The sequence below is a fragment of the Delftia sp. ASV31 genome, assembly GCF_016428765.1.
GTDB classification, from domain to species: domain Bacteria; phylum Pseudomonadota; class Gammaproteobacteria; order Burkholderiales; family Burkholderiaceae_C; genus Comamonas; species Comamonas acidovorans.
This window is the reverse complement of sequence record NZ_JAELTK010000020.1, coordinates 1-21,891: the sequence shown is the minus strand read 5'-3', so window position 1 is coordinate 21,891 and position 21,891 is coordinate 1. Positions and strand designations below refer to the sequence as shown.

General features: G+C 68.3%; 18 protein-coding genes. 14 read left to right on the top strand and 4 right to left on the bottom strand.

Features of this window, described 5'->3' with window-relative positions:
- Nucleotides 1–3: 3 nt before the first annotated feature.
- From JHD82_RS09620 to JHD82_RS09600, 5 genes are all read left to right on the top strand, one after another.
- On the top strand, nucleotides 4–606 hold the full coding sequence (locus JHD82_RS09620) for a LysE family translocator (protein WP_034398013.1): 603 nt from the start codon (nucleotides 4–6) through the stop codon (nucleotides 604–606).
- A gap of 234 nt (nucleotides 607–840) precedes the next feature.
- A complete protein-coding gene (locus tag JHD82_RS09615) occupies nucleotides 841–2,019 on the top strand; it encodes a PLP-dependent aminotransferase family protein (RefSeq protein ID WP_034398011.1) in 1,179 nt (392 codons plus the stop codon).
- A 224-nt stretch (nucleotides 2,020–2,243) separates the two neighbouring features.
- The gene (locus tag JHD82_RS09610) at nucleotides 2,244–3,203 is read left to right on the top strand and encodes a PhzF family phenazine biosynthesis protein (protein ID WP_199136204.1); all 960 of its coding nucleotides are present in this window, start codon (nucleotides 2,244–2,246) and stop codon (nucleotides 3,201–3,203) included.
- A gap of 91 nt (nucleotides 3,204–3,294) precedes the next feature.
- The gene (locus tag JHD82_RS09605) at nucleotides 3,295–3,978 is read left to right on the top strand and encodes a histidine phosphatase family protein (protein WP_199136202.1); all 684 of its coding nucleotides are present in this window, start codon (nucleotides 3,295–3,297) and stop codon (nucleotides 3,976–3,978) included.
- A 119-nt stretch (nucleotides 3,979–4,097) separates the two neighbouring features.
- On the top strand, nucleotides 4,098–5,072 hold the full coding sequence (locus tag JHD82_RS09600) for a tripartite tricarboxylate transporter substrate binding protein (protein ID WP_013800338.1): 975 nt from the start codon (nucleotides 4,098–4,100) through the stop codon (nucleotides 5,070–5,072).
- A gap of 339 nt (nucleotides 5,073–5,411) precedes the next feature.
- On the opposite strand, the gene JHD82_RS09595 is transcribed toward JHD82_RS09600, so the two are convergent.
- On the bottom strand, nucleotides 5,412–6,275 hold the full coding sequence (locus JHD82_RS09595; protein ID WP_199136200.1) for a creatininase family protein: 864 nt from the start codon (nucleotides 6,273–6,275) through the stop codon (nucleotides 5,412–5,414).
- 41 nt (nucleotides 6,276–6,316) lie between these two features.
- The gene (locus tag JHD82_RS09590; RefSeq protein WP_034398003.1) at nucleotides 6,317–7,294 is read right to left on the bottom strand and encodes a tripartite tricarboxylate transporter substrate binding protein; all 978 of its coding nucleotides are present in this window, start codon (nucleotides 7,292–7,294) and stop codon (nucleotides 6,317–6,319) included.
- A gap of 214 nt (nucleotides 7,295–7,508) precedes the next feature.
- Here JHD82_RS09590 and JHD82_RS09585 point away from each other — a divergent pair, with 214 nt between their 5' ends.
- The 4 genes from JHD82_RS09585 to JHD82_RS09570 all read left to right on the top strand — a co-directional run bounded on the left by JHD82_RS09585 (nucleotide 7,509) and on the right by JHD82_RS09570 (nucleotide 12,504).
- Complete coding sequence (locus JHD82_RS09585) at nucleotides 7,509–9,773, top strand: protein-disulfide reductase DsbD (protein ID WP_199136198.1); 2,265 nt, start codon at nucleotides 7,509–7,511, stop codon at nucleotides 9,771–9,773.
- Nucleotides 9,774–9,966: 193 nt separating this feature from the next.
- Nucleotides 9,967–10,500, top strand: coding sequence for a hypothetical protein (locus JHD82_RS09580; RefSeq protein WP_013800334.1), 534 nt, complete (start codon nucleotides 9,967–9,969; stop codon nucleotides 10,498–10,500).
- Between the two features lie 236 nt (nucleotides 10,501–10,736).
- On the top strand, nucleotides 10,737–12,008 hold the full coding sequence (gene nhaA, locus JHD82_RS09575; RefSeq protein ID WP_199136196.1) for a Na+/H+ antiporter NhaA: 1,272 nt from the start codon (nucleotides 10,737–10,739) through the stop codon (nucleotides 12,006–12,008).
- Nucleotides 12,009–12,036: 28 nt separating this feature from the next.
- Complete coding sequence (locus tag JHD82_RS09570; RefSeq protein WP_199136194.1) at nucleotides 12,037–12,504, top strand: CoA-binding protein; 468 nt, start codon at nucleotides 12,037–12,039, stop codon at nucleotides 12,502–12,504.
- A gap of 255 nt (nucleotides 12,505–12,759) precedes the next feature.
- Here the strand turns inward: JHD82_RS09570 and JHD82_RS09565 are convergent, their stop codons facing one another.
- Entirely contained in the window at nucleotides 12,760–13,593 is an 834-nt protein-coding gene (locus JHD82_RS09565; RefSeq protein ID WP_199136192.1) for a GNAT family N-acetyltransferase, read from the bottom strand.
- Nucleotides 13,594–13,900: 307 nt separating this feature from the next.
- Here JHD82_RS09565 and JHD82_RS09560 point away from each other — a divergent pair, with 307 nt between their 5' ends.
- Nucleotides 13,901–15,733 carry a methyl-accepting chemotaxis protein gene (locus JHD82_RS09560; protein WP_199136190.1) on the top strand — a complete coding sequence of 611 codons (1,833 nt, stop codon included), beginning with the start codon at nucleotides 13,901–13,903 and terminating at the stop codon, nucleotides 15,731–15,733.
- A 19-nt stretch (nucleotides 15,734–15,752) separates the two neighbouring features.
- On the opposite strand, the gene JHD82_RS09555 is transcribed toward JHD82_RS09560, so the two are convergent.
- Nucleotides 15,753–16,571, bottom strand: coding sequence for an IclR family transcriptional regulator (locus JHD82_RS09555; RefSeq protein ID WP_199136188.1), 819 nt, complete (start codon nucleotides 16,569–16,571; stop codon nucleotides 15,753–15,755).
- A 149-nt stretch (nucleotides 16,572–16,720) separates the two neighbouring features.
- On the opposite strand from JHD82_RS09555, the gene JHD82_RS09550 reads away from it, so the two are divergent.
- From JHD82_RS09550 to JHD82_RS09535, 4 genes are all read left to right on the top strand, one after another.
- Nucleotides 16,721–17,686 carry an MBL fold metallo-hydrolase gene (locus JHD82_RS09550; protein ID WP_013800328.1) on the top strand — a complete coding sequence of 322 codons (966 nt, stop codon included), beginning with the start codon at nucleotides 16,721–16,723 and terminating at the stop codon, nucleotides 17,684–17,686.
- Between the two features lie 132 nt (nucleotides 17,687–17,818).
- On the top strand, nucleotides 17,819–19,510 hold the full coding sequence (locus tag JHD82_RS09545) for an FAD-dependent oxidoreductase (protein WP_047327018.1): 1,692 nt from the start codon (nucleotides 17,819–17,821) through the stop codon (nucleotides 19,508–19,510).
- A 31-nt stretch (nucleotides 19,511–19,541) separates the two neighbouring features.
- Nucleotides 19,542–19,808, top strand: a complete 267-nt coding sequence (locus tag JHD82_RS09540; protein ID WP_013800326.1) for a DUF2783 domain-containing protein — start codon at nucleotides 19,542–19,544, stop codon at nucleotides 19,806–19,808.
- A 104-nt stretch (nucleotides 19,809–19,912) separates the two neighbouring features.
- On the top strand, nucleotides 19,913–20,884 hold the full coding sequence (locus JHD82_RS09535; RefSeq protein WP_199136186.1) for a tripartite tricarboxylate transporter substrate binding protein: 972 nt from the start codon (nucleotides 19,913–19,915) through the stop codon (nucleotides 20,882–20,884).
- The last annotated feature ends 1,007 nt before the right edge of the window (nucleotides 20,885–21,891 follow it).

Genomic DNA, 21,891 nt, shown 5'->3' with positions numbered 1-21,891 from the left:
CTCATGCCACCGTCCGAACTCACCGCCTTGCTGCTGCTCGCCGCTTCCATGAGCTTCAGCCCCGGTCCCAACACCACGCTGTCCACGGCCCTGGCCGCCAACCACGGCCTGCGCCCGGCGCTGCGCTTCGTCCTGGCCGTGCCCGTGGGCTGGTGCGTGCTGCTGGTGCTGAGCACGGCCGGCGTGGGCGCGGCCATTGTCGCGGCGCCGCTGCTGCTGTGGCTGGTCAAGGCCGCCGGCATCGGCTACCTGCTGTGGATGGCTTGGCGCCTGAGCCGCAGCGCGCAGATGGCTTCGCTGCAATCGCCGCAGCAGCTGCAGGTGGGCTTCTGGCAGGGCGTGGGACTGCAATTCGTGAACATCAAGGCCTGGCTGCTGGCCCTGGCCATCGTGGCCGGCTGGCTGGCCGGGCGCGACGACCTGACCGAGCGCCTGACCGTGGTGCTGCCCGTCATGGCCGCCTATGCCTTTTTCAGCAATCTGCTGTATGCCTGCGTGGGCGCACTGCTGCGCCACTGGCTGGCCCAGGGACGCAGGCTGCTGTGGTTCAACCGTGCCATGGCGACCATGCTGGCGCTGACGGCGATGTGGATGGTGGCCGCATGAGGGTCCTCCACCCACGCCCAGGCAAAGGCCGTACTGGCCTGCCCAGCTATTGAAGGGAGGATGCGCAGACCCTTCACGCCCGCGACAAAATACCCTCATTGCCGGCGCAAGAGCGAGCGCACTATCCGCACTCCGCTCTTCACATGCGGCCGGCCCGTGCCCCACGACGGCATGGCAATCCATACCAGCCCGCCCGCATGGCGGGCACCGCAAAGACCTGGAACTGCTTTTTTTATGACGACCTGGACGCTGGCAGACCGTGCTGCCAAGATGAACCCCTCCGCCATCCGCGAAATCCTCAAGCTCACCGACCGTCCCGGCATCATCAGCATGGCGGGCGGCCTGCCCTCGCCGCTGGCCTTCCCGCTGGACGAGTTCACCCAGGCCTGCCAGACCGTGATGCAGCGCGATGGCGCCTCGGCCCTGCAATACGCCACCAGCGAGGGCTTCGCCCCCCTGCGCCAGGCCGTGGCCGACTTCCTGCCCTGGGAAGTGGACCCCGACCAGGTGCTGATCACCACGGGCTCGCAGCAGGCGCTGGACCTGATCGGCAAGGTCTTCCTGGACCGTGGCAGCCGCATGCTGGTCGAAAAGCCCACCTACCTGGGCGCGCTGCAGGCCTTTGCACCGCAGGAACCGATTCCCGTGGGCGTGGACAGCGATGACGACGGCATCCTCGTCGAGGACTTCGCCGCCAAGGCCGGCACCGGCGCCGACAAGGCCCGTCTGGCCTACGTGCTGCCCAACTTCCAGAACCCCACCGGCCGCACCATGGCCGAGGCACGCCGCCAGGCCCTGGTGGACAAGGCGCGCGAACTCAACATCCCGCTGATCGAGGACAACCCCTACGGCGACCTGTGGTTCGAGCAGGCCCCTGCCCTGCCGCTGGCCGCGCGCAACCCCGAAGGCGTGATCTACCTGGGCTCGTTTTCCAAGGTGCTGGCCCCGGGCCTGCGCATCGGCTTCCTGGTGGCGCCCAAGTCCGTCTACAACAAGCTGCTGCAGGCCAAGCAGGCGGCCGACCTGCACACGCCGGGCTTCAACCAGCGCGTGGTCTCCGAGGTCATCAAGGACGGCTTCCTGGACCGCCATGTGCCCACCATCCGCGCCATGTACAAGCGCCAGCGCGACGCCATGCTGGCCGCGCTGGAACGCGAAATGGCCGGCCTGGACGTGCAGTGGACCCGTCCCGTGGGCGGCATGTTCCTGTGGGTTCGCCTGCCCAAGGGCATGGATGCGCAAAAGCTGCTGCCCGCCGCCGTGGAACGCGGCACGGCCTTCGTGCCCGGCGCGCCGTTCTACGCGGACGAGCCCCAGGCCAACACGCTGCGCCTGTCCTACGTGACCGTGTCGGCCGAGCAGATCGACAAGGGCATCGCCGCCCTGGCCGACGCCATCCGCTCCACGATGTAAACCACCCCCTGAGCGGCTAGCGCCGCTTCCCCCTCTCTACTTGCTTCGCAAGGGAGGGGGACGACGCCCTCGGCTAGGCGCCCCCGCCGAGAGGCGGCTCTTGCTCGGCGTCCCTGGTGTTTGGGCCAGTTACCTGCTTGGGCCAGGGGGAAGCCGACACGCAGTCGAACCAAAGTCCGGCTTGCTGTCGGCTTTTCCATCCTCCCTTCCATCTGCCCATTGCCATGACACCTGCATACGTCTCCCGCCAGCGCCCCTTCATGACCGTGGATGTGTTCACGGCACGGCCCTACCTGGGCAATCCGCTGGCCGTCGTGCTCGACGCCACCGGATTGACCGATGCGCAGATGCAGTCCTTCGCGGCCTGGACCAATCTGTCCGAGACCACCTTCGTGCTGCCTCCCACCGAGGCGGGCCGAGCTGCAGGCGCCGACTACCGCGTGCGCATCTTCACGCCGGGCGGCGAGCTGCCCTTTGCCGGCCATCCCACGCTGGGCAGCTGCCATGCCTGGCTGGCGCAGGGCGGCGTGCCGCAGCAGGCCCAGCGCATCGTGCAGGAATGCGCCAAGGGGCTGATCGGCATCGAGCGCCAGGACGGGCGCCTGGCCTTCCAGGCACCGTCCACCGACATCAGCGACGTGGAGCCCGGCCTGCTGGATGACGTGGCGGCCGCGCTGGGCGCAGAACGCGGCCAGATCCTGCGTGCGGCCTGGCTGGACAACGGCCCGCGCTGGATGGGCGTGCTCTTCGAACACCCCGACCAGGTGCTGTCGCTGGAGCCCGACCATGCAAGGCTCAAGGCGCTGAACACCAAGGTGGGCGCCTGCGCGTTGTACGAAAGCGCGCAAGATGCACCGGCACTGATCGGCCGCAGCAGCCGCGAGGCCCGCGCCTTTGCCACGGGCCAGCGCCCGGCCGGGGCCGATGCGGATGCCGCCCCCAGCCTGGAAGTGCGCGGCTTCGCCAGCCCCGTCGGCGTCACTGAAGACCCCGTCACCGGCAGCCTCAACGCCAGCCTGGCCCTGTGGCTGCGCGGCGAAGGCCTGCTGCATGCGCCCTACATCGCCAGCCAGGGCTGCTGCGTGGGGCGCGACGGGCGCGTCCACGTCAGCGAGGACGCGCAGGGCGCGCTGTGGATAGGCGGCCATGTCGTGGAATGCGTGAGCGGCCAGGTACTGTTGTAGGGCCTGCCGGGTTGTCGGAATCTGTCGCCAAGGCGGCAGCCAGTCGCCCGCAGGACAAACGCCAGCGCCGGCGCTGGCCACAATCCGCGCCATGGGAACCCTCTATCTTGTGCGCCATGGCCAGGCCTCGTTTGGTGCCGAAGACTACGACCAGCTCAGCGAGCGCGGCACGGCGCAGTCGCAAAGGCTGGGTGCCTACTGGCGAGAGCGCGGCCTGCGCTTCGACGCGGTCTACACGGGCACGCTGCGCCGCCATGCGCAGACGCTGGCCGGCATCGCCGACGGCCTGGGCAGCCTGCCTGCCGAGCAACACCGCACCCAGACGCTTGCAGGCCTCGATGAATACGACAGCGGCGCGCTGCTGCAGGCCATCCATCCGGCGCCCCTGCCCAAGCCCGACACGCCCGAGCTGTACCGCCACCACTTCCGCCTGCTGTGCGATGCCCTGGCCCAGTGGATGGCCGGCACCATCAGCCCCAAAGGCATGCCCAGCTGGGATGATTTCTCTGGCGGCGTGCGCCAGGTGCTGGAGCGCGTGCGCCACGAGCATGCCGACGAAAACGTGCTCCTGGTCAGCAGCGGCGGCCCCATCTCCACCGCCGTGGGCCATGTGCTTGGCACCTCGCCCGAGGTCACCATTGCGCTGAACATGCGCATCCGCAACAGCGCCGTGACCGAGTTCACCACCAGCCCCAAGCGCCTGATGCTGCAGACCTTCAACACGCTCAACCACCTGGACTCGGACGAGCACCGCAGCTGGATCACGCACGCCTGATACGGCACCGGCAAGGCTGTCACACAGCTATCGCGCCAAGGCATAGCAGCCAGAACACGGGCGCTCTGGGCCGGCCTGCGCTTTTGCGCCAAACTCGCCGGCCAGGAGACAAAAGACCCATGAACAAACGCCGTTTCACGCGCAGCGCCCTGGCCTGCGCGGCCCTGCTGCTGGCCGCCATCACCAGCCAGGCCCAACCCCTGTCGAACAAGCCCATCCGCATCGTCGTGCCCTTTGGCGCAGGCGGCGTGGCCGACGTCACCTCGCGCGTCGTCGCGCAAAAACTGGCCTCGCAGCTGGGCCAGCCCGTCATCATCGACAACAAGCCCAGCGCAGGCGGCATCGTCGCGGCCGACACCGTGGCCAAGTCCGCGCCCGACGGGCACACGCTGTTCCTCATGTCCAACGGCAGTGCCGTCACCGTGGGGCTGTTCAACCAGCTGCCCTTCGACATGGTCAAGGACTTCACGCCGATATCCACCCTGGGCTACTTCGACATCGGCGTGCTCACCGCCAGCGACTCGCGCTTCAAGAACCTGGGCGAGCTGGTGGCCTGGGCCAAGGCCAACCCCGGCAAGCTCAACATCGGCAGCATCGCCATCGGCAGCACCCAGCATCTGGCAGCCGAACTGTTCAAGACCACTGCCGGCATCGACGCCCAGATCGTGCCCTTCAACGGCACCCCTGCCGTGGTCACGGCCTTGCGCGGCAAGCAGATCGACGCGGCCGTGGAAATCCTCACGCCCATCATGGGCCAGATCAACTCCAAGGCCGTCAACCTGCTGGCCATCACCGGCGACAAGCGCTCGGCCCTGCTGCCCGGCGTGCCCACGGCCCAGGAGTCAGGCGTCAAGGGCTTCGTCGCCTCCTCCTGGAACGCCCTGGCCGCCCCAGCCAAGACCCCTCCGGAAATCATCGCCCGCCTGAACAAGGAAATCGCCGCCGCCGTGAACTCCCCCGAAGTCACGCAGAAGCTGCGCGAAATGAACGTCCAGGCCCAGTCCAGCACGCCCGAGCAGACCGCGCAATTGCTGCAATCGGAAATCAAGCGCTGGGGCGACGTGATCGTCCAGGCCAAGATCCCCAAGCAATAAAGCAATAAAGGAATAGGCCGAGCGAAGCAAAGGCCCGAGCCCACCCCCCGTATGTCAGCGCCTGCGTCGTGGCGGTTGCGGGGTTGCAGTCCTGCCGAAGGACAGGACTGCTTCGTGATCTGACTCGCCGTGATGTTTGAACGTAGCGCGCAGCGCGAAGTGAGTTTCACGGCGAACCCCGCAACCGTCACGGCGCAGGGTGCCCCGCAGCGCAGCGAAGGGGTCGCGGACATTCGGGTCGCCTTCTTTGCCCCGCTTTCTTGGCGAGACAAGAAAGCGGGTCGGCCGCCGGGCCGAATACCGGCCTCGAAAAACAACCACCCGGCAGGGTCCCAAAAACTAAAGAGGCTCCGGCGCCCTTCCAACAGTATCCGCAGGCAGCGCAACCATCTCGGACAACAACCGCACCAGCCCCCGAGCCGAAGCCTCCACCATCAAGCCCCCCCGCTCGGCCGTAGCCCCCGCAGCATTCCCCACCGCCCCGCAAACGTTGTAGTCCTCGATGGCCCAGCCCATCTTGGCGCTTCGCCCATTGCCCAGCAAGGCATGCCGCTGCGCCCTATCCTCCGAAGTGGAATGAAAGTCCCGCGCATGCTCCATGCGCACGGTCTCCGGCGCCAGGTGCAGCATCATCGACGTCTCGACCTCACCGCCATGGATGCCGAAGCGGTGCTCATGCGCGCTGAACTGCGCATTGGCCGCATCGTCCACCAGTCCGAACCAGCTGCTGCTGTAGACCAGCAGGCCATAGCGCATGCGCAGCTCGCGCGCCACGATGTCCATCACGCTGACCTGTCCGCCATGGCCGTTGAGCAGCAGCAGCCGGCGCACGCCGGTGCGTGCCACGCAAGCGCCCAGCTCGGTCCACAGCGCGATCACCGTGGCGGGCGACAGCGTCAGCGTGCCGGCAAAGGATTGGTGCTCCACGCTGAAGCCGATGTTCTGCGGGGGAAGGAACAGCGCGGGCAGCTCGGGCGGCAGCAGCGGCAGGGCCGCATCGATCACGCCCTGCAGCAGGCGGGCGTCGACGGACAGCGGCAGGTGCGGGCCGTGCTGCTCCACGGCGGCCACGGGCAGCACGGCGATGGTTTCGGCAGCCAGGCCGCTGGCCTGGGCCTGCGCAAAGTCGCGTGCAGAGGCCTCGGCCCACCAGCGGGAAGGCCAGGCGCCGGGGGATATCTGTTCGGGCGGGGAGTCTTGCATGGCCCGATATTAGGGCCATCCATGGGCTGCCGGAGCCCTCCTCACTCGGCCTTGAAGTTGGATTCCTTGACGATGCGTTTCCAGCGCTCGTTGTCCGACTCGATCAGCCGCGCGAACTCCTCGGGCGTTCCCCGGCGCGGCACATAGCTGTAGCTGCGCAGCTTGGCCAGCACGTCGGGCATCTGCATGACCTTGTCCATCTGCTGCGCGAGCTGGGCCACGATGTCGCGGGGCGTGCCCTTGGGCGCGAGCAGGCCCGACCAGGAACTGAAGCCCATGCCGTCCACGCCGGCCTCCTTGATGGTGGGCACCTGGGGAAAGACTTCGGCGCGCTGGGGCAGCAGCACGGCCAGCGCCTTGACCTTGCCCGTGCGGATCATCTCCACCGAGGTGAAGGAGTCGAACGAGAAATCCACCTCGCCCGCCACCACGGCCTGCATCTGCGGCGCCGTGCCCTTGTACTGGGCGTTGACGATTCCCGGCGCGCCAATCACCTTCTTGAACTGCTCGGTGATCAGCGAAATCATGCTGCTGCCCGAGGACACGCTCAACGGCTTGCCCTGTTTGGCCATGGCGACCAGCTCCTGCAGGCTGTTCACGGGCAGGTCCTTGCGTGCGATGAGGACGAAGCCCACGTCGCACAGATGGCTGATGGGCTCGAAGCTGGACAGCGCCTCGTAGCTGGTCTTGTAGAGCACGGGGCTCAGGGTCTGCGCGCCGGCCGTGTTCATCAGCAGGGTATAGCCATCGGGCGTGGCGCGGGCGGCCAGTTCCGTGCCGATGACGCCGTTGGCACCGCCCTTGTTGTCCACCACGAAGGACTGGCCGGTCAGCTCCCCGAGCTTTTGCATGGCCAGCCGCGCCACCACGTCGGTGGTGCCACCGGCGGGAAAGGGCACGATCACGCGCACGGACTTGTCGGGATAGGCGGCTGCCGCGCGCGCGTGCTGCGGCAGTCCCCAGGCTGCGGCCGCTGCCGCGCCAGCGGCCAGGAAGTGGCGGCGAGATGTCTCCTGCATGGCTTGTCTCCTTGTGTTGCTCTATCCCGGATGGGTGGCCGGTCCATGATGGGCAACGGACATATCGCCTGTCCAATACCAAGCGCCTATGCAACGATATCTTTTGCCAATCGTCCTGCAGCCGGCCACAGGCGATCTCTCTGGACAGCCCGCTACCATCGCAGCCTGCAGCCGGGGGAACCAAAGACCATGCCCCTGGCTCCCACAGTCCGCCATGCCGCACCAACCACCTCTTCGCCACACTGCCCCCCAGCACCTCGCCTTCTGGCTCCTCGCCTTTTTCCTTGCCGCCGCCAGCCTGCTTGCCACCCCTGCCGGCGCGCAGCTGCGCCTGAAGACCGGCAGCGGGGCGGCCGTGGACACGCCACGCGTGCGGGCCGAGCTCGTGGCCCAGGCACCCGAAGGCGTTCAGCCCGGCCAGACGCTGTGGCTGGGCCTGCTGATCACCCACCAGCCCGAATGGCATACCTATTGGAAGAACGCCGGTGACTCCGGCCTGGCCACCGAGCTGAACTGGCAGCTGCCTGCAGGCCTGACGGCGGGCGAGATCCAGTGGCCCGTGCCCGAGGCGCTGCGCGTGGGCCCGCTGCTCAACTACGGCTATGAGGGCCAGGTGCTGCTGCCCGTGCCCGTGCAGGTGGCCGCCGACTTCAAGCCGCCCGCGTCCGGCATGCTGGACCTGCGCCTGCATGCGAACTGGCTGGTCTGCCGCGTGGAGTGCATTCCCGAGGAAGGCGATTTCCAGCTGCAGCTGCCCGTGCAGGGCAGCACGGCAGGCCAGGGTCAGGCCTTCACCCAGGCCTGGGCGCTCAAGCCCCAGGCACTGTCTGCGCCAGCCCAGGCCAAGGTGGTGCCGGCCAGCCAGCCTGCCGCACAAGGCAGGACGCCCGACGAGCGCGTGCAGCTGCGCATCGAGGGCCTGCCGGAATCCCTGCAGGGCCGCACGCTGGACTTCTATCCCGAATCTTCCGACACCTTCCACCACGCGGCAGAACTGGGCAAGGACTGGCAGCAGCGCTGGGATGGTGCGGCCTGGGTGGCCGAGCTGCCCCTGTCCGACATGCGCGGCGAGACCCCGGCCAAGCTGCCCGTGGTCCTGGCCCTGCCACCCGCCGAGCGCGCCGCAGCGCTGGAGCAGGGCCAGCCCGTGGCCTGGCGCGCCGAGGCCCCGGTAGAGGGCCACTGGACGGCTGCCGCCATGGCCAGCGTTTCCCCCGCACTGGCCGCCGCCCTGGCGGCCAACCAGGCCGCTGCGCCTGCTGCCAGCGCCACCAGCCTGTGGATGGCCCTGCTCGGTGGCCTGGTGGGTGGACTGATCCTCAACCTCATGCCCTGCGTCTTCCCGGTGCTGGCCATCAAGATCCTGGGCTTTGCACGCCATGGACAGGACCGCCGTGCCCAGCGCCTGGGCGGGCTGGCCTATACGGCGGGCGTGGTGCTGTCCTTCCTGGCCCTGGGCGGCCTGTTGCTGGCGCTGCGCGCGGCGGGCGAGCAGCTGGGCTGGGGCTTTCAGCTGCAGTCGCCGGCCATCGTGGCCCTGCTGGCAGCCCTGTTCACGCTGCTGGGACTGAACCTGGCAGGCCTGTTCGAGTTCGGCTCCATGCTGCCCGCCCGCTGGGCTGCGGCCCATGCGCGCCATCCGGTGGCCGATGCCTTTCTGTCCGGCGTGCTGGCCGTGGCCATTGCCTCACCCTGCACGGCGCCGTTCATGGGCGCCTCGCTGGGCTTTGCCATCGACATGCCGGCCCTGCAGGCGCTGACGGTGTTCGCCGCCCTGGGCCTGGGCATGGCCCTGCCCTATCTGCTGGCCAGCTTCGTTCCCGCCGTGGTGCGCTGGCTGCCGCGCCCGGGCGCCTGGATGGATACCTTCCGCCGCGCCATGGCCTTCCCCATGTTTGCCACCGTGGTCTGGCTGGTCTGGGTGCTGGGGCACCAAAGCGGCATCGACGCCGCCACCGCGCTGCTGGCCCTGCTGCTGGCTTTCAGCGCCCTGGTCTGGACGCTGACGCTCAAGGGCCGCACGCGGGCCGTGCTGGCCACGCTGGCCGTGGTGCTGGCAGGTGCGCTGCTGGCCACCACCGCGCCCCTGATCACCACGCCTGCCCAGGCGGAGGGCACGGGCACGGCGTCCGCTGCAGGCGAGCGCTGGCAGCCCTGGTCGGCCGCCCGCGTGGCCGAGCTGCAGTCGGCGGGCAAGCCCGTGTTCGTGGACTACACGGCCGCCTGGTGCGTGACCTGCCAGGTCAACAAGCGCACCACGCTCAACCATGAGGAGGTGCTGGCCGCCTTCGACAAGCACGGCGTGACCCTGCTGCGCGCCGACTGGACGCGGCGCGACCCGGCCATCACCGCTGCACTGCAGCAACTGGGCCGCAGCGGCGTGCCCGTCTATGTGCTGCATGCGCCGGGCAAGCCCCCGGTGGTGCTCAGCGAGCTGCTGTCGAAGAGCGAGGTACTGGGGGCGTTGGCCGCGCTTTGATGGCACGCCCTCCTGGGACAAACCCCGATTTTGGGTAGGTCCCAGGCCTACATTTGTTGCAGCGCACGCCGTCCTAGACTGGATGCATCCGGGGAATACCGCAATCCGAACGCTAGGCGCCGCGGCTGCCGCCCGACTCCGGAGACCCGCCCGCGCGGCAACTGCCCGCCCTGCACGACACAGGAGGTGGGCCATGCATGCACTGATCACCCATTCGCACCCTTCGGGGGTGCACCATCGTTCACGCGGCAAGGGATTGCTGCTGGCGCTGGGGCTTGCCAGCCTGGCCGTGGCGGGGATCGTCCTGCCCTTTGTCTGGGACCTGCTGGGCTTCGTCAACGGATTGCCCAAGATGGGATGGCTGCAGTCCATCCTGGCGGTCTCGCCGGTGTTCAGCTGGCTGATGATGTTCGCCTGGGGCCTGGCCGTTCCCGTGGCGCTGATCTATGCGCTGTACCACCCGCAGACCCATCCCTGGGGCAATGCCGCCATGGTGGCGGGCGCCATGTTCATCGCCGTCACCTGGTACGTGCACATGCCCGCCGCATCGCAGTGCACGGCGATGTACCCGCAGACCGGCATGGCCTGCTCGGTGCTGCAATGGGGCTTCAGCATGAGCCTGGGCGTGGCAACGGCGGCCTATGTGTTCCTGGTCTTCATGATTGCGCTGTCTTCGCTGGGGCTGCTGGCCGAATGCGTTGCGCGCAATGAGCCGCCCAGGCCCTGAATCCGCAGGGTCTTGCGCAAGCGTCCCGGCCGCCGATTTTTTGCCGCCGGGCCGCCCCAAGGCAAAAAGCGGCCCCCTCGGGGGGGGCAGGGGACCTTGCGCAGCAAAGGGAGTGGGGGCTTCTTTTATAATGGCCGCTGGGTGTCCAGACCGCATGGGGCGGCAGGACAGGTGTTGATAGCGCAGGTCGGGCCGCCTGCGCACCGGGGCCGCAAGGCCCCTTTGCTGCTTTGCACATGAACACCTACACGACCCCGCGGCCGTCCGGCCCGCGCACGCCCCTTTTCCTGTCTTTCGCCGATCGCGTCGGCGCCTTCCTTTCCCGCTGGTCCCATGCCGAGGCTGCGGGCGGCATCGTGCTGCTGCTGGCAGCGGCCGCCGCCCTGGTCTGGGCGAACTCCGGCTGGGCCGGTTCCTATGAGGCGCTGTGGCACACGCCGCTGAGCCTGGGCCTGGGCCCGTGGCAGCTGTCGCAATCCCTGCATTTCTGGGTCAACGATGCACTGATGAGCGTGTTCTTTCTCGTGGTCGGCATGGAGATACGCCGCGAGATGCATTCCGGCGCACTGGCCCAGCCGCGCCAGGCGCTGCTGCCCGTGATGGCCGCGCTGGGCGGCGTGGTGGCGCCGGCCCTGATCTTCCTGGCCTTCAATGCCGCGCCGCCGCTGCGCAATGGCTGGGCCGTGCCCACGGCCACCGACATCGCCTTTGCCATGGGCGTGCTGGCCCTGCTGGGCCGGGGCCTGCCGCCCGCGCTGCGCGTGTTCCTGCTGGCGCTGGCCATCATCGACGACCTGGTGGCCGTGCTCATCATTGCGCTGTTCTATTCGGGCGGGCTGCAATGGAGCCAGCTGCTGGTGGCCGCCACCGGCCTGGCCGGCGTGTTCCTGCTGCAGTCGCTGGGCGTGCGCCGCGCCTGGGCCTATGTGCTGCCGGGCGCCGTGCTCTGGTGGGGCATCTGGCAGACCGGCGCCCATCCCACGCTGGCCGGAGTGGTGCTGGGCCTGGTGACGCCCGTGCACGCACTGGCAGGCCGCGAAAGCGCAGCGCCCGTGGAGCGCGTGCAGGCGGACCTGCATCCCTGGGTGGCCTTTGGCGTGATGCCCCTGTTTGCGCTGGCCAATGCCGGCGTGCCGCTGCAGGGGGCAGGCGGCGCAGGTGCCGATGTGGCGGGCACGTCGGCCGTGATGTGGGGCGTGGCCCTGGCCCTGGTACTGGGCAAGCCGCTGGGCGTGCTGCTCAGCTGCTGGCTGGCCGTGCGCCTGCGGATGTGCGCGCTGCCGCCAGGCATGGGCTGGGGCGACACGCTGCTGGCCGGCCTGCTGGCAGGCATTGGCTTCACCATGGCCATCTTCATCGCCACGCTGGCCTTTGACAGCGAGGCCCTGCTCAATGCCGCCAAGCTGGGGGTGCTGATGGCTTCGGCCACGGCCGCCGTGCTGGGCCTGGCCTGGGGCCTGGTGCTGCGCCGCCGCCATGCTGCGGCCGCGACAGCGCAGCCGGCCTGATCCGCATGCGCTGCGTACACTGCGGCGCATGAGTGATACAGCCACAGACTCCCGCCTGCGCGACATCCTCGTGCAGTGCCGCACCCTGGCCGTGGTCGGCCTGTCGCCGCAGCCCGACCGGCCCAGCCACCAGGCGTCGCAGTACATGCAGCGCCACGGCTACCGCATCGTTCCCGTGAACCCCGTGGTCGCACGCGAAGGCGGACGCATCCTGGGCGAGCCCGTCCATGCCAGCCTGGCCGACGCTGCGGCCGCGCTGGCCGCACAGGGCCTGCGCATCGACATGGTCGATTGCTTCCGAAAGAGCGAGGACATCCCGCCGCTGGCCGCCGAGGCGATTGCCATCGGCGCGCGCTGCCTGTGGCTGCAACTGGGTGTGGTCAACGATGCCGCCCTGGAACTGGCCCGCGCTGCCGGCCTGTGGACCGTGCAGGACCGCTGCGTGAAGATCGAGCACCAGCGCCTTCTGGCCGATGCCCCGCCCACTGCCCGGTAGCTCAGGAATTGCCCATGAAAAAGGCCGCAGCCCCCGAAAGGCTGCGGCCTGCAATTGGCGTGGACCAAGGCCCGGTCAGTCCGGTGCAGGTTACCTGCCTCCGTCCGGGTGTCTGCTTCAGCCCACATCCAGCATCATGCACGGTCTTTGTGACAGCCCTGTGATGCACATCACGGTCCGGCTCACTGCACAAGAAGCCGGATCCGCCCTCTCTTTCCGAAAATCCCCCGATTCCCCCCAAGCGCCGGGACGGCCTCAGCCGCGCCGCGTGAACAGGCGCAGGTAGCGCGAAGGCAGGTCCTGCATGCGCATCATGATGGGCAGGTCTGCCGTGTTGAAGTCGCTGTCCCAGGCCGGCGCGCCCAGCACCTTGGCGCCCGTGCGCAGATAGCCCTGGATCAGCGCGGGCGGCTCCACGCTCATGCCGCTGGTGCTGACCGAGGCCAACTCCTCGGGCAGGGCCACGCGGGGACGCACCTGCAGCTCGGGCTCGGCCAGATGGGTCTGGCGCAGTTGCTGCCAGACGCGCGCCGGGCCCTCGCCGTGGGCCAGGCCCGGGTACTGCATGGGAATGCTGGCGCAGCCGACCATGGCGTCCAGCTGGTTGCGCTGCATGAATTCGGCCAGGGCGCCCCACAGCGCCAGGATCACGCCACCCTGGCGGTGCGACGCATGCACGCAGCTGCGGCCCAGCTCCACCATGCGCGGGCGCCAGGCGTGCAGCGGGGCGAGGTCGAATTCCTGGTCGGAGTACAGGCCCCCGGCGCGCAGCGCCTGGGTGGGCGTGAGCAGGCGGTAGGTGCCGATGACCACGCCCTTGTCGGCATCGCAGACCATCAGGTGCTCGCAGAAATCGTCGAAGGCGTCGATGTCGTGTCCGGCCAGCGGCGTCTGCAGCACGGCGCCCATCTCGGCGGCGAACACCGCGTGGCGCAGGCGCTGCACCTGTCGCACTTCGTCAAGGTGCCGGGCCCAGCGCACGTCCAGCCGCAGCGGTTTGTCTGCGGCCTGGGGTGGCTGGAGAAGCGCGGAAAGCGGGGGCTTGGCGACGTCGATCGCCGCGTTGCGAAGGGTGTCAAGAACGTCCATATGCCCGCCTTCCTCGTCATGTTGGACGCAGTCGGTGACCTGCCTGTGCCACTCGGTTTGCCTGCGTGCCGCCATTGTGGAAAGCCGCCATGAAAGTCCCGCGACGGTTGCGTTACAGCAACATGTCATGCCGCACTGCAATGGTGCACTGCAGCAAATGCCTCTATGACAAGTGTTGTGCGCAAGTTGGTGCACGCCACCACAGGGTTGGCATGTCGTCAAAAATGAAACAAATTGTGCGTTAATGACAGGGCCGCATGCCCGGCCATCGCGGCTTGCGGAGTCCTCAGTCTTCCCTTGCCGCGCCATGCTCCAGACCCTTCGCTCCAAGATCCTTGCCATCAGCACAGCCACCGTGGTCGGCGCCCTTGCCATCACGGGGGCTGCCACGTACCACATCGTTCGCGGCAGCACTTTCCAGACCATCGAACAGGACCTGGACGCCATCACCGCAGGCAACACCATGGCCATCGACCAGTGGGTGGCCTCCAAGGCGCGCGCCGTCAGCGCCGCCGCCGCCGTGATCGAGCATGGCGACCCGCAGGGCTTTGCCGCCCACATGGGCCAGGCCAGCGGCTTTCCCATCACCACGGTGGGCTGGCAGGACAAGACCTTCAAGTCCACCACCAGCACCCCGCCCGACTACGACCCCACGGCCCGCCCCTGGTACAAGAGCGCCGTGCAGGCCGGCAAGCTGACGCTGACCAAGCCCTATGGCGACTCCACCACGGGCGTGCCCTATGTGGCCTTCGTGGCGCCCATGCTGCGCGGCGGCGCGCTGCAGGGCGTGATCAGCGGCGCCGTGCCGCTGGAGGGCGTGCGCGAGGTGGTCTCCGCCATCCGCCCCACGCCCGGCAGCCTGGGCTTTGTGGTCAGCCGTGACGGCCAGGTGCTGGCGCATGCCGATGCCAAGCTGCTGCTCAAGCCCACCTCCGACCTGTCCGAGCTGCTGACGCCGGCTGCGCTGACCGCGCTGGCCAGCGCCACGGCGCCGCTGGAAGTGAACCTGGGCGGCAGCGCCAAGCTGCTCAAGGCCCGCCCGGTGCAGGGCACGGACTGGCTGCTGGTGGTGGCATTGGACAAGGCCGAGGCCACGACCGGCCTGCAAAGCGTGCTCAAGACGCTGGCCATTGCCATCGTGCTGCTGGCCTGCCTGGCCACGGCCGTGGCGGCGGCGCTGACGGCACAGTCCTTCCGGCGTCTGTCCCAGGTGCGCGACGCCATGGACAAGATCGGCTCGGGCGGCGGCGACCTGACGCAGCGCCTGCCGGTGTCGGGCAATGACGAAGTGGCGCAGATCGCCTCGTCCTTCAACGGCTTCGTCGAGCAGATCGGCACCGTGCTCAAGGATGTGCGCAACGGCGTGGAGTCCATGAAGACCGCCACCGACGAGATCAAGCTGGGCAACCTGGACCTGTCCAACCGCACCGAGTCCTCGGCCAGCAGCCTGCAGGAGACCTCGGCCTCGCTGTCGCAGCTGACGGCCAATGTGCGCCAGTCGGCCGAGGCGGCCGCCATGGCCACGCGCCTGGCCCAGTCGGCCAGCAGCTCGGCCACCAAGGGTGGCGACGTGGTGGGCAGCGCCGTGAGCACCATGGACGACATCTCCAAGGCCTCGTCCAAGATCGGCGAGATCATCGGCGTCATCGATGCCATCGCCTTCCAGACCAACATCCTGGCACTCAATGCCGCCGTCGAGGCAGCCCGCGCCGGTGAGCAGGGCCGGGGCTTCGCCGTGGTGGCGGCAGAAGTGCGCAGCCTGGCCCACCGCAGCGCGGCGGCCGCCAAGGAGATCAAGACCCTGATCGACGCCTCCGGCGCCAGCGTGGCCATGGGCACGGAGCGCGTGCGCGCGGCCGGCCAGACCATGGGCGAGATCGTGGACGGCATCCAGCGCGTCTCCCAGATCATTGTCGAGATCAACGGCGCCATGACCGAGCAGAGCGTGGGCATCGGCCAGATCAACCAGGCCGTGGCCGACATGGACCGCGCCACGCAGCAGAACGCCGCGCTGGTGGAGGAGTCCACCGCCGCATCGTCCGTGCTCAACGAGCAGGCCCACCACCTGTCGCGCACGGTGGCCGGCTTCACGCTGGAAGGGCGTGCGCCCGCCCGGGACCAGCTGCTGCTCACCAACTGAGCCGCAGCACGCGACGGGCTCAGGCCTGGGCCGGCGCTCCCAGGCGCTGAGACAGGCTGCGCGCCTGGGCCTGCAGCAGCAGGGCCGGCCGGCCTTGCAGGTCCAGGTCCAGCGTGGCCGAAGGGCCGATGGCGGCAATGGCCAGCACCAACTGGCCAAAGCCGTCGAACACCGGCACGGCCAGCGCGCTCACCCCTGACAGCAGCTGGTTCTCGACCCGGCTCAGGCGGCTGGCGCGGATGGCGGCCAGCTCCTTTGCAAAGGCGGGCTCCTCCAGGCTGTGGCCTTCCGCGTCCAGCAGGGGCGCGATGCGCCCGGGCTCGCCAAAGGCCGCAAAGATCTTGCCCGTGGCCGTGTGGCGCAGCGATGCGGGCGTGCCGTGGCGCATGGCCACATAGACATGGGTGGGCCCCTCTTCCACGCGGATGATGGTCGGCCCCTGGCCGCTCCACATGGCAATCGACACCGTGCTGCCCACCTCCTGCGCCAGCGCGGGCAGCTCGGCAATCGCCAGGCGCACGGGATCGGCCTGCTGCAGGCTGATCAGCCCCATCTGTATGGCCAGCGGCCCCAGGCCGTAGTGGCCGCTGGCGCGGTCCTGCTCCATCAGGCCCAGCTTGCAGAAGCTCACCAGGTAGGGATGGGCCTTGGCCGCCGTCATGCCGGCCTCGCGCGCCAGATCCTTCAGCGCCATGCGCCGGCCGGTGCGCGCCAGCGCCTTGAGCAGCTGGCCGCCGACCTCCACGCTCTGGATGCCGCGCGGGCCGCGCGCAGGCTCGTCATCGGCGCTGTCGGAGGGGAAGACGGAGTCGTTCGGGGAGGAGGCGGCATCGGACATGGCAGGCATTGTGAAGGCTGGAACCCGGAGTTTGCGGCTCCGAGGGTTTTTCACTATGTCAAATGAATTGTTCAATGTTGAATTTTTCCCTAGCATTCAGGCATTCGATAAAAACAAATGCATTTGTCCATCTCAAAAACAGGATGCCCATGACCACCAAGACCTTTGCCTCCGCCGCCGACCTCGAAATCAAGCAGGTCAGCTTCGACAAGCTCTCCGAGCACGCCTATGCCTACACGGCCGAAGGTGACCCCAACACCGGCATCATCATTGGCGACGACGCCGTGATGGTGATCGACACCCAGGCCACGCCCGTCATGGCCCAGGACGTGATCCGCCGCATCCGCGAGGTCACGGACAAGCCCATCAAGTACGTCACGCTCTCGCACTACCACGCGGTGCGCGTGCTGGGCGCCTCGGCCTTCTTCGCGGAAGGCGCCGAGCACATCATTGCCAGCCAGGACACCTACGACCTCATCGTGGAGCGCGGCGAGCAGGACAAGGCCAGCGAGATCGGCCGCTTTCCCCGCCTGTTCCAGAACGTGGAAAGCGTGCCCGATGGCATGACCTGGCCCACCCTGACCTTCACCGGCAAGATGACGCTGTGGCTGGGCAAGCTGGAAGTGCAGATCCTGCAGCTGGGCCGCGGCCACACCAAGGGCGACACCGTGGTCTGGCTGCCCCAGGACAAGGTGCTGTTCAGCGGCGACCTGGTGGAGTTCGGCGCCACGCCCTATGCGGGCGACGCCTACTTCCAGGACTGGCCGCACACGCTGGACGCCATTGCCGCCCTGCAGCCCGAAAAGCTCGTGCCCGGCCGCGGCGCCGCGCTGCAGACGCCGGCCGAGGTGCAGGCCGGCCTGGCCGGCACGCGCGACTTCATCAGCGACCTGTGGACCGAGGTCAAGGCCGGCGCCGATGCCCAGCAGGACCTGCGCAAGGTCTACGAGGCCGCCTTCGCCAAGCTGCAGCCCAAGTACGGCCAGTGGGTGATCTTCAACCACTGCATGCCCTTCGATGTGACCCGCGCCTATGACGAGGCATCGGGCCACGCCGACCCGCGCATCTGGACCGCCGAGCGCGACCGCCAGATGTGGCTGGCGCTCGAAGGCTGATGCACGGCGGCGTCCGGGCCTGAACACCGGCACGCCCGCCCATCGCACCCGTCCGTGAACCGGCGCCCTGGCGCGCCGGCAGGGATGGCTGCGCCCTTTTTTCCACACTGCCCACGCCAGAGGACGAACACCATGTCCCACCCCGCCATCTCCCTGCAAGCGCTGCGCGGCAGCGGCGCAGACATACAGGCCATCCACATTCCCTACGAGCGCCATGCCGACCAGGACGCCGGTGCGGACACGCCCGCCCGGCATCCCGTGGTCATCGTCGGCGCCGGCCCCGTAGGCCTGTCGCTGGCCATCGACCTGGCCCAGCGCGGCCAGCGCGTGGTGCTGCTGGACAACGACTGCCGGCTGTCCACGGGCTCGCGTGCCATCTGTTTTTCCAAGCGCACGCTGGAGATCTGGGACCGCCTGGGCGTGGGCCAGCCCATGGTGGACAAGGGCGTGTCCTGGAACCTGGGCAAGGTCTTCTTCAAGGACCAGCCGCTGTACCGCTTCGACCTGCTGCCCGAGGACGGCCACGAGCGCCCGGCCTTCATCAACCTGCAGCAGTACTACGCCGAGGCCTATCTGGTCGAGCGCGCACTGCAGCTGCCGCTGATCGACCTGCGCTGGCACAGCAAGGTCACGGCACTGGAGCCGCAGGCCGAGGGCGCGCTGCTGACCGTGGAGACGCCCGACGGCAGCTACCGCATCGATGCGCAATGGGTCCTGGCATGCGATGGCTCGCGCTCGCCGCTGCGCGGCCTGCTGGGCCAGGAAAGCCATGGCCGCATCTTCCGCGACCGCTTCCTGATCGCCGACGTGAAGATGCACGCCGAATTCCCCACCGAGCGCTGGTTCTGGTTCGACCCGCCCTTCCACCCGGGCCAGAGCGTGCTGCTGCACCGCCAGCCCGACGATGTCTGGCGCATCGACTTCCAGCTGGGCTGGGACGCGGACCCCGAGGAAGAGAAAAAGCCCGAGAACATCGTGCCGCGCATCCGCGCCCTGCTGGGCAAGGACGCGCCCTTCGAGCTGGAATGGGCCAGCGTCTACACCTTCGCCTGCCTGCGCATGGACCGCTTCGTCCATGGCCGCGTGGTCTTTGCGGGCGACAGCGCCCACGGCGTCTCGCCATTTGGCGCACGCGGCGCCAACAGCGGCGTGCAGGATGCCGAGAACCTGGCCTGGAAGCTGGACCGCGTGCTGCGCGGCCAGGCCGATGCCTCGCTGATCGCCACCTACGGCGCCGAGCGCGAATACGCGGCCGACGAGAACATCCGCAACTCCACGCGCGCCACCGACTTCATCACGCCCAAGAGCGAGATCAGCCGCCTGTTCCGCGACGCCGTGCTCGACCTGGCGCGCGACCATGAATTCGCGCGCCGCATCGTCAACAGCGGGCGGCTGTCCGTGCCGGCCACGCTGCATGGCTCCGCGCTCAACACGCCCGACACCGACACCTTCGACGGAACGCAGCTGCCCGGCGCCGTGCTGGCCGATGCGCCCATGCGCCGGCCCGGCGCAGACGGCACGGCCTGGCTGCTGCGCGCACTGGGACCGGACTTCACGCTGCTGCACTTCGGCCCCACGCCCGCCTGGGCACAGGCGCTTCCCGGCGTGCTCAACCTGTCCATCGCGGCCGAGGGAGAGGCCCATGCGCACGGCGCCGACCTCATCGATGCGCGCGGCCTGGCGGCCAAACGCCTGGATGCGCGCCCCGGCACCAGCTACCTGCTGCGGCCTGACCAGCATGTCTGCGCGCGCTGGCGGCGCCCCGACGAGGCCGGCGTGCGCGCCGCTCTCCAAAGAGCCTGCGGCGCCGCCGCCACGGCCTGAACCTCTTACGCCCCATCCACAGGAGACCGCCATGCTGCTGTCCACCCACCCCAACCTGCAGGCCTGCGACGATTTCTACGAAGCCCTGATCGCCACCCACCAGGGGCTCGATACCGCGCAAAGCCATGCCCTCAATGCCCGCCTCGTGCTGCTGCTGGCCAACCACATCGGCCACCAGGGCACCTTGCTGCATGCGCTCGAACTGGCCCGCGCCAGCGCAGGACTTGCCCCTGCCGGAGCGGACCCCGCCGAGCGCGGCGCCGTGACGCCGGTCGCCCCGGTGCACGCGGCCGCCTGAAGCCGCGCGCCGCCGCCCGTGCGGCGGCCTGCCATCCCCACAAAGGCGCCCGCCTCACACCTTGGACATCTCACAAGGGCGCCGCATACAACATGGAGACAAGGATGCAACGCAAGCAGTTTCTGACCGCACTGGCCTGCTCGGGCCTGGCCCTGGCCGCAGGGCCTGCCGCCCTGGCACAGGACAAGCCCCTGGAATGGGTCGTGGGCTATGCGGCCGGCGGCGGCTCGGACGTGGTCGCCCGCGTCATCGCCGAAGCCATGGGCCGCAACATGGAGCGGGTCATCGTCATCAACAACAAGCCAGGCGCGGGCACCAACATCGCGGCCGAGTACAGCGCCCGCTCGCGCGACTACGGCAACCTCATGTTCACGGCCGACTTCGCCACGCTGGCGGCCAACCCCTTCCTGTTCAGCAAGCTCAACTACAACGCCGAGCGCGACTTCAAGCCCGTGGGCATGCTGGTGCGCTTTCCCATGCTGCTGGTGGTCAACAACGAGGTGCCCGCCACCAACCTCGCCGAATTCCTGGCCTGGGCCAAACAGCAAAAGACCGGCGTGAGCTGGGGCTCGGCCGGACTGGGCAGCCCCCACCACCTGGTGGGCGAGCTGTTCCGCGAACAGGCGGGCATCAGCAACATGACCCATGTGCCCTACCGTGGCGCTGCCCCCGCCTTGCAGGACGTGGTCGGCGGCCAGATTCCCGCCATGTGGGCCGACAGCGCCACCATCATTCCCTTCCTGAGCGAGAAAAAGCTCAAGGCCATCGGCGTGGCCAGCCCCGCGCGCGTGGACGTGCTGCCCCAGGTCGCCACGCTGCAGGAGCAGGGTCTGAAAGGTTTCGAGGGCTACGCCTGGCAGGGCATCGTCGTGCCCACGGGCAGCTCGGCCGAGGTGGTCAAGAAGTTCAGCCAGTCGCTGCAGCAGGCCCTGGCCGACACCCGCACCAAGGCACGCCTGGCCGCCATGGGCGTGGAACCCATGCCGGGCAGCGCCGACCAGATGGGCCAGTTCGTGCGCGCCGAGCGCAGCAAGTGGGGACGGGTGATCTCGGCCAACAACATCAAGCTGGATTGAGCGGACATATGTTGTAGCTCTTGAGTCCGCCCTGTAAATTCACTTCTTCATTCAGGCATTCATCGATGTCTGAACACGCAGACGCTGGAGCAGCGGGGCAAGGATGGTAGTCAGCCTTGCGCAACAGCTGGCGCAATAGAACCGCAGCACGGCCAAGATCGGTTGCGCCTTGTGTCATACATCACGGCCTGGATACCATCGCCAAGCGGTCCAGCATTTCAGCTAACTACGGCCATCATATGGGTTGCCCGGCATTGTGAGCGCATGCCCATTGCCTGGCTTTCCTTCAACGTGGTGGCGATTCTCACCTTCGCTTCCAATTCGTGCGATGTCCTGGCTTTTCCCTTTGAGGTGCACTCCACTCGCGCATGCTGGGAATACAGCTAGTTCTCTTTTTTAGGGAACTGACGGAAGGTGCGGTCCGTGTACTGCTGCAGTGGAGCCGAGCATGCTCGGGCACTCAATCAATCTGGGACCGCACGACCCATGCACACTTTCCAAGCTCGAGCGCCAGGTACACGGTCAAGCGCATGCTATTGAATTGCCTGGGATGGGCATACCTGCCGATTTGCGCGGCCGGCCAGAGCGCGACACATTTGCGCTGCTAGCGAAGGCGTAGACCGTATTGCTAGGCGGCTTGCCCACGTATTGCCGGGTCTTGTCCATTAGGTGGCCCTCAATGGGATGCACCACCACTTTGGATAGCACGCGTCGGCATCCACACCCGCTGCACGCAGGCCTTGTTGATCAGTCCAAGGCCCTGAACGCTCACCAGCATTAACGGGCAGCAGCAGCACATCAACATCTTGCCCGCCGGTACGCTAGTGATTGGCCAAAGGACCCATGAAGGCCGGTCGCCAGTTGAAGTTCAGCGCAGATACGCCTGTCTCTTATACACATCTCCGAGCCCACGAGACGCTGACGTTGATCGCGTATGCCGTCTTCTGCTTGAAAAGGGGGGGGGGGGGGGGGGGGGGGGGGGGGGGGGGGGGGGGGGGGGGGGGGGG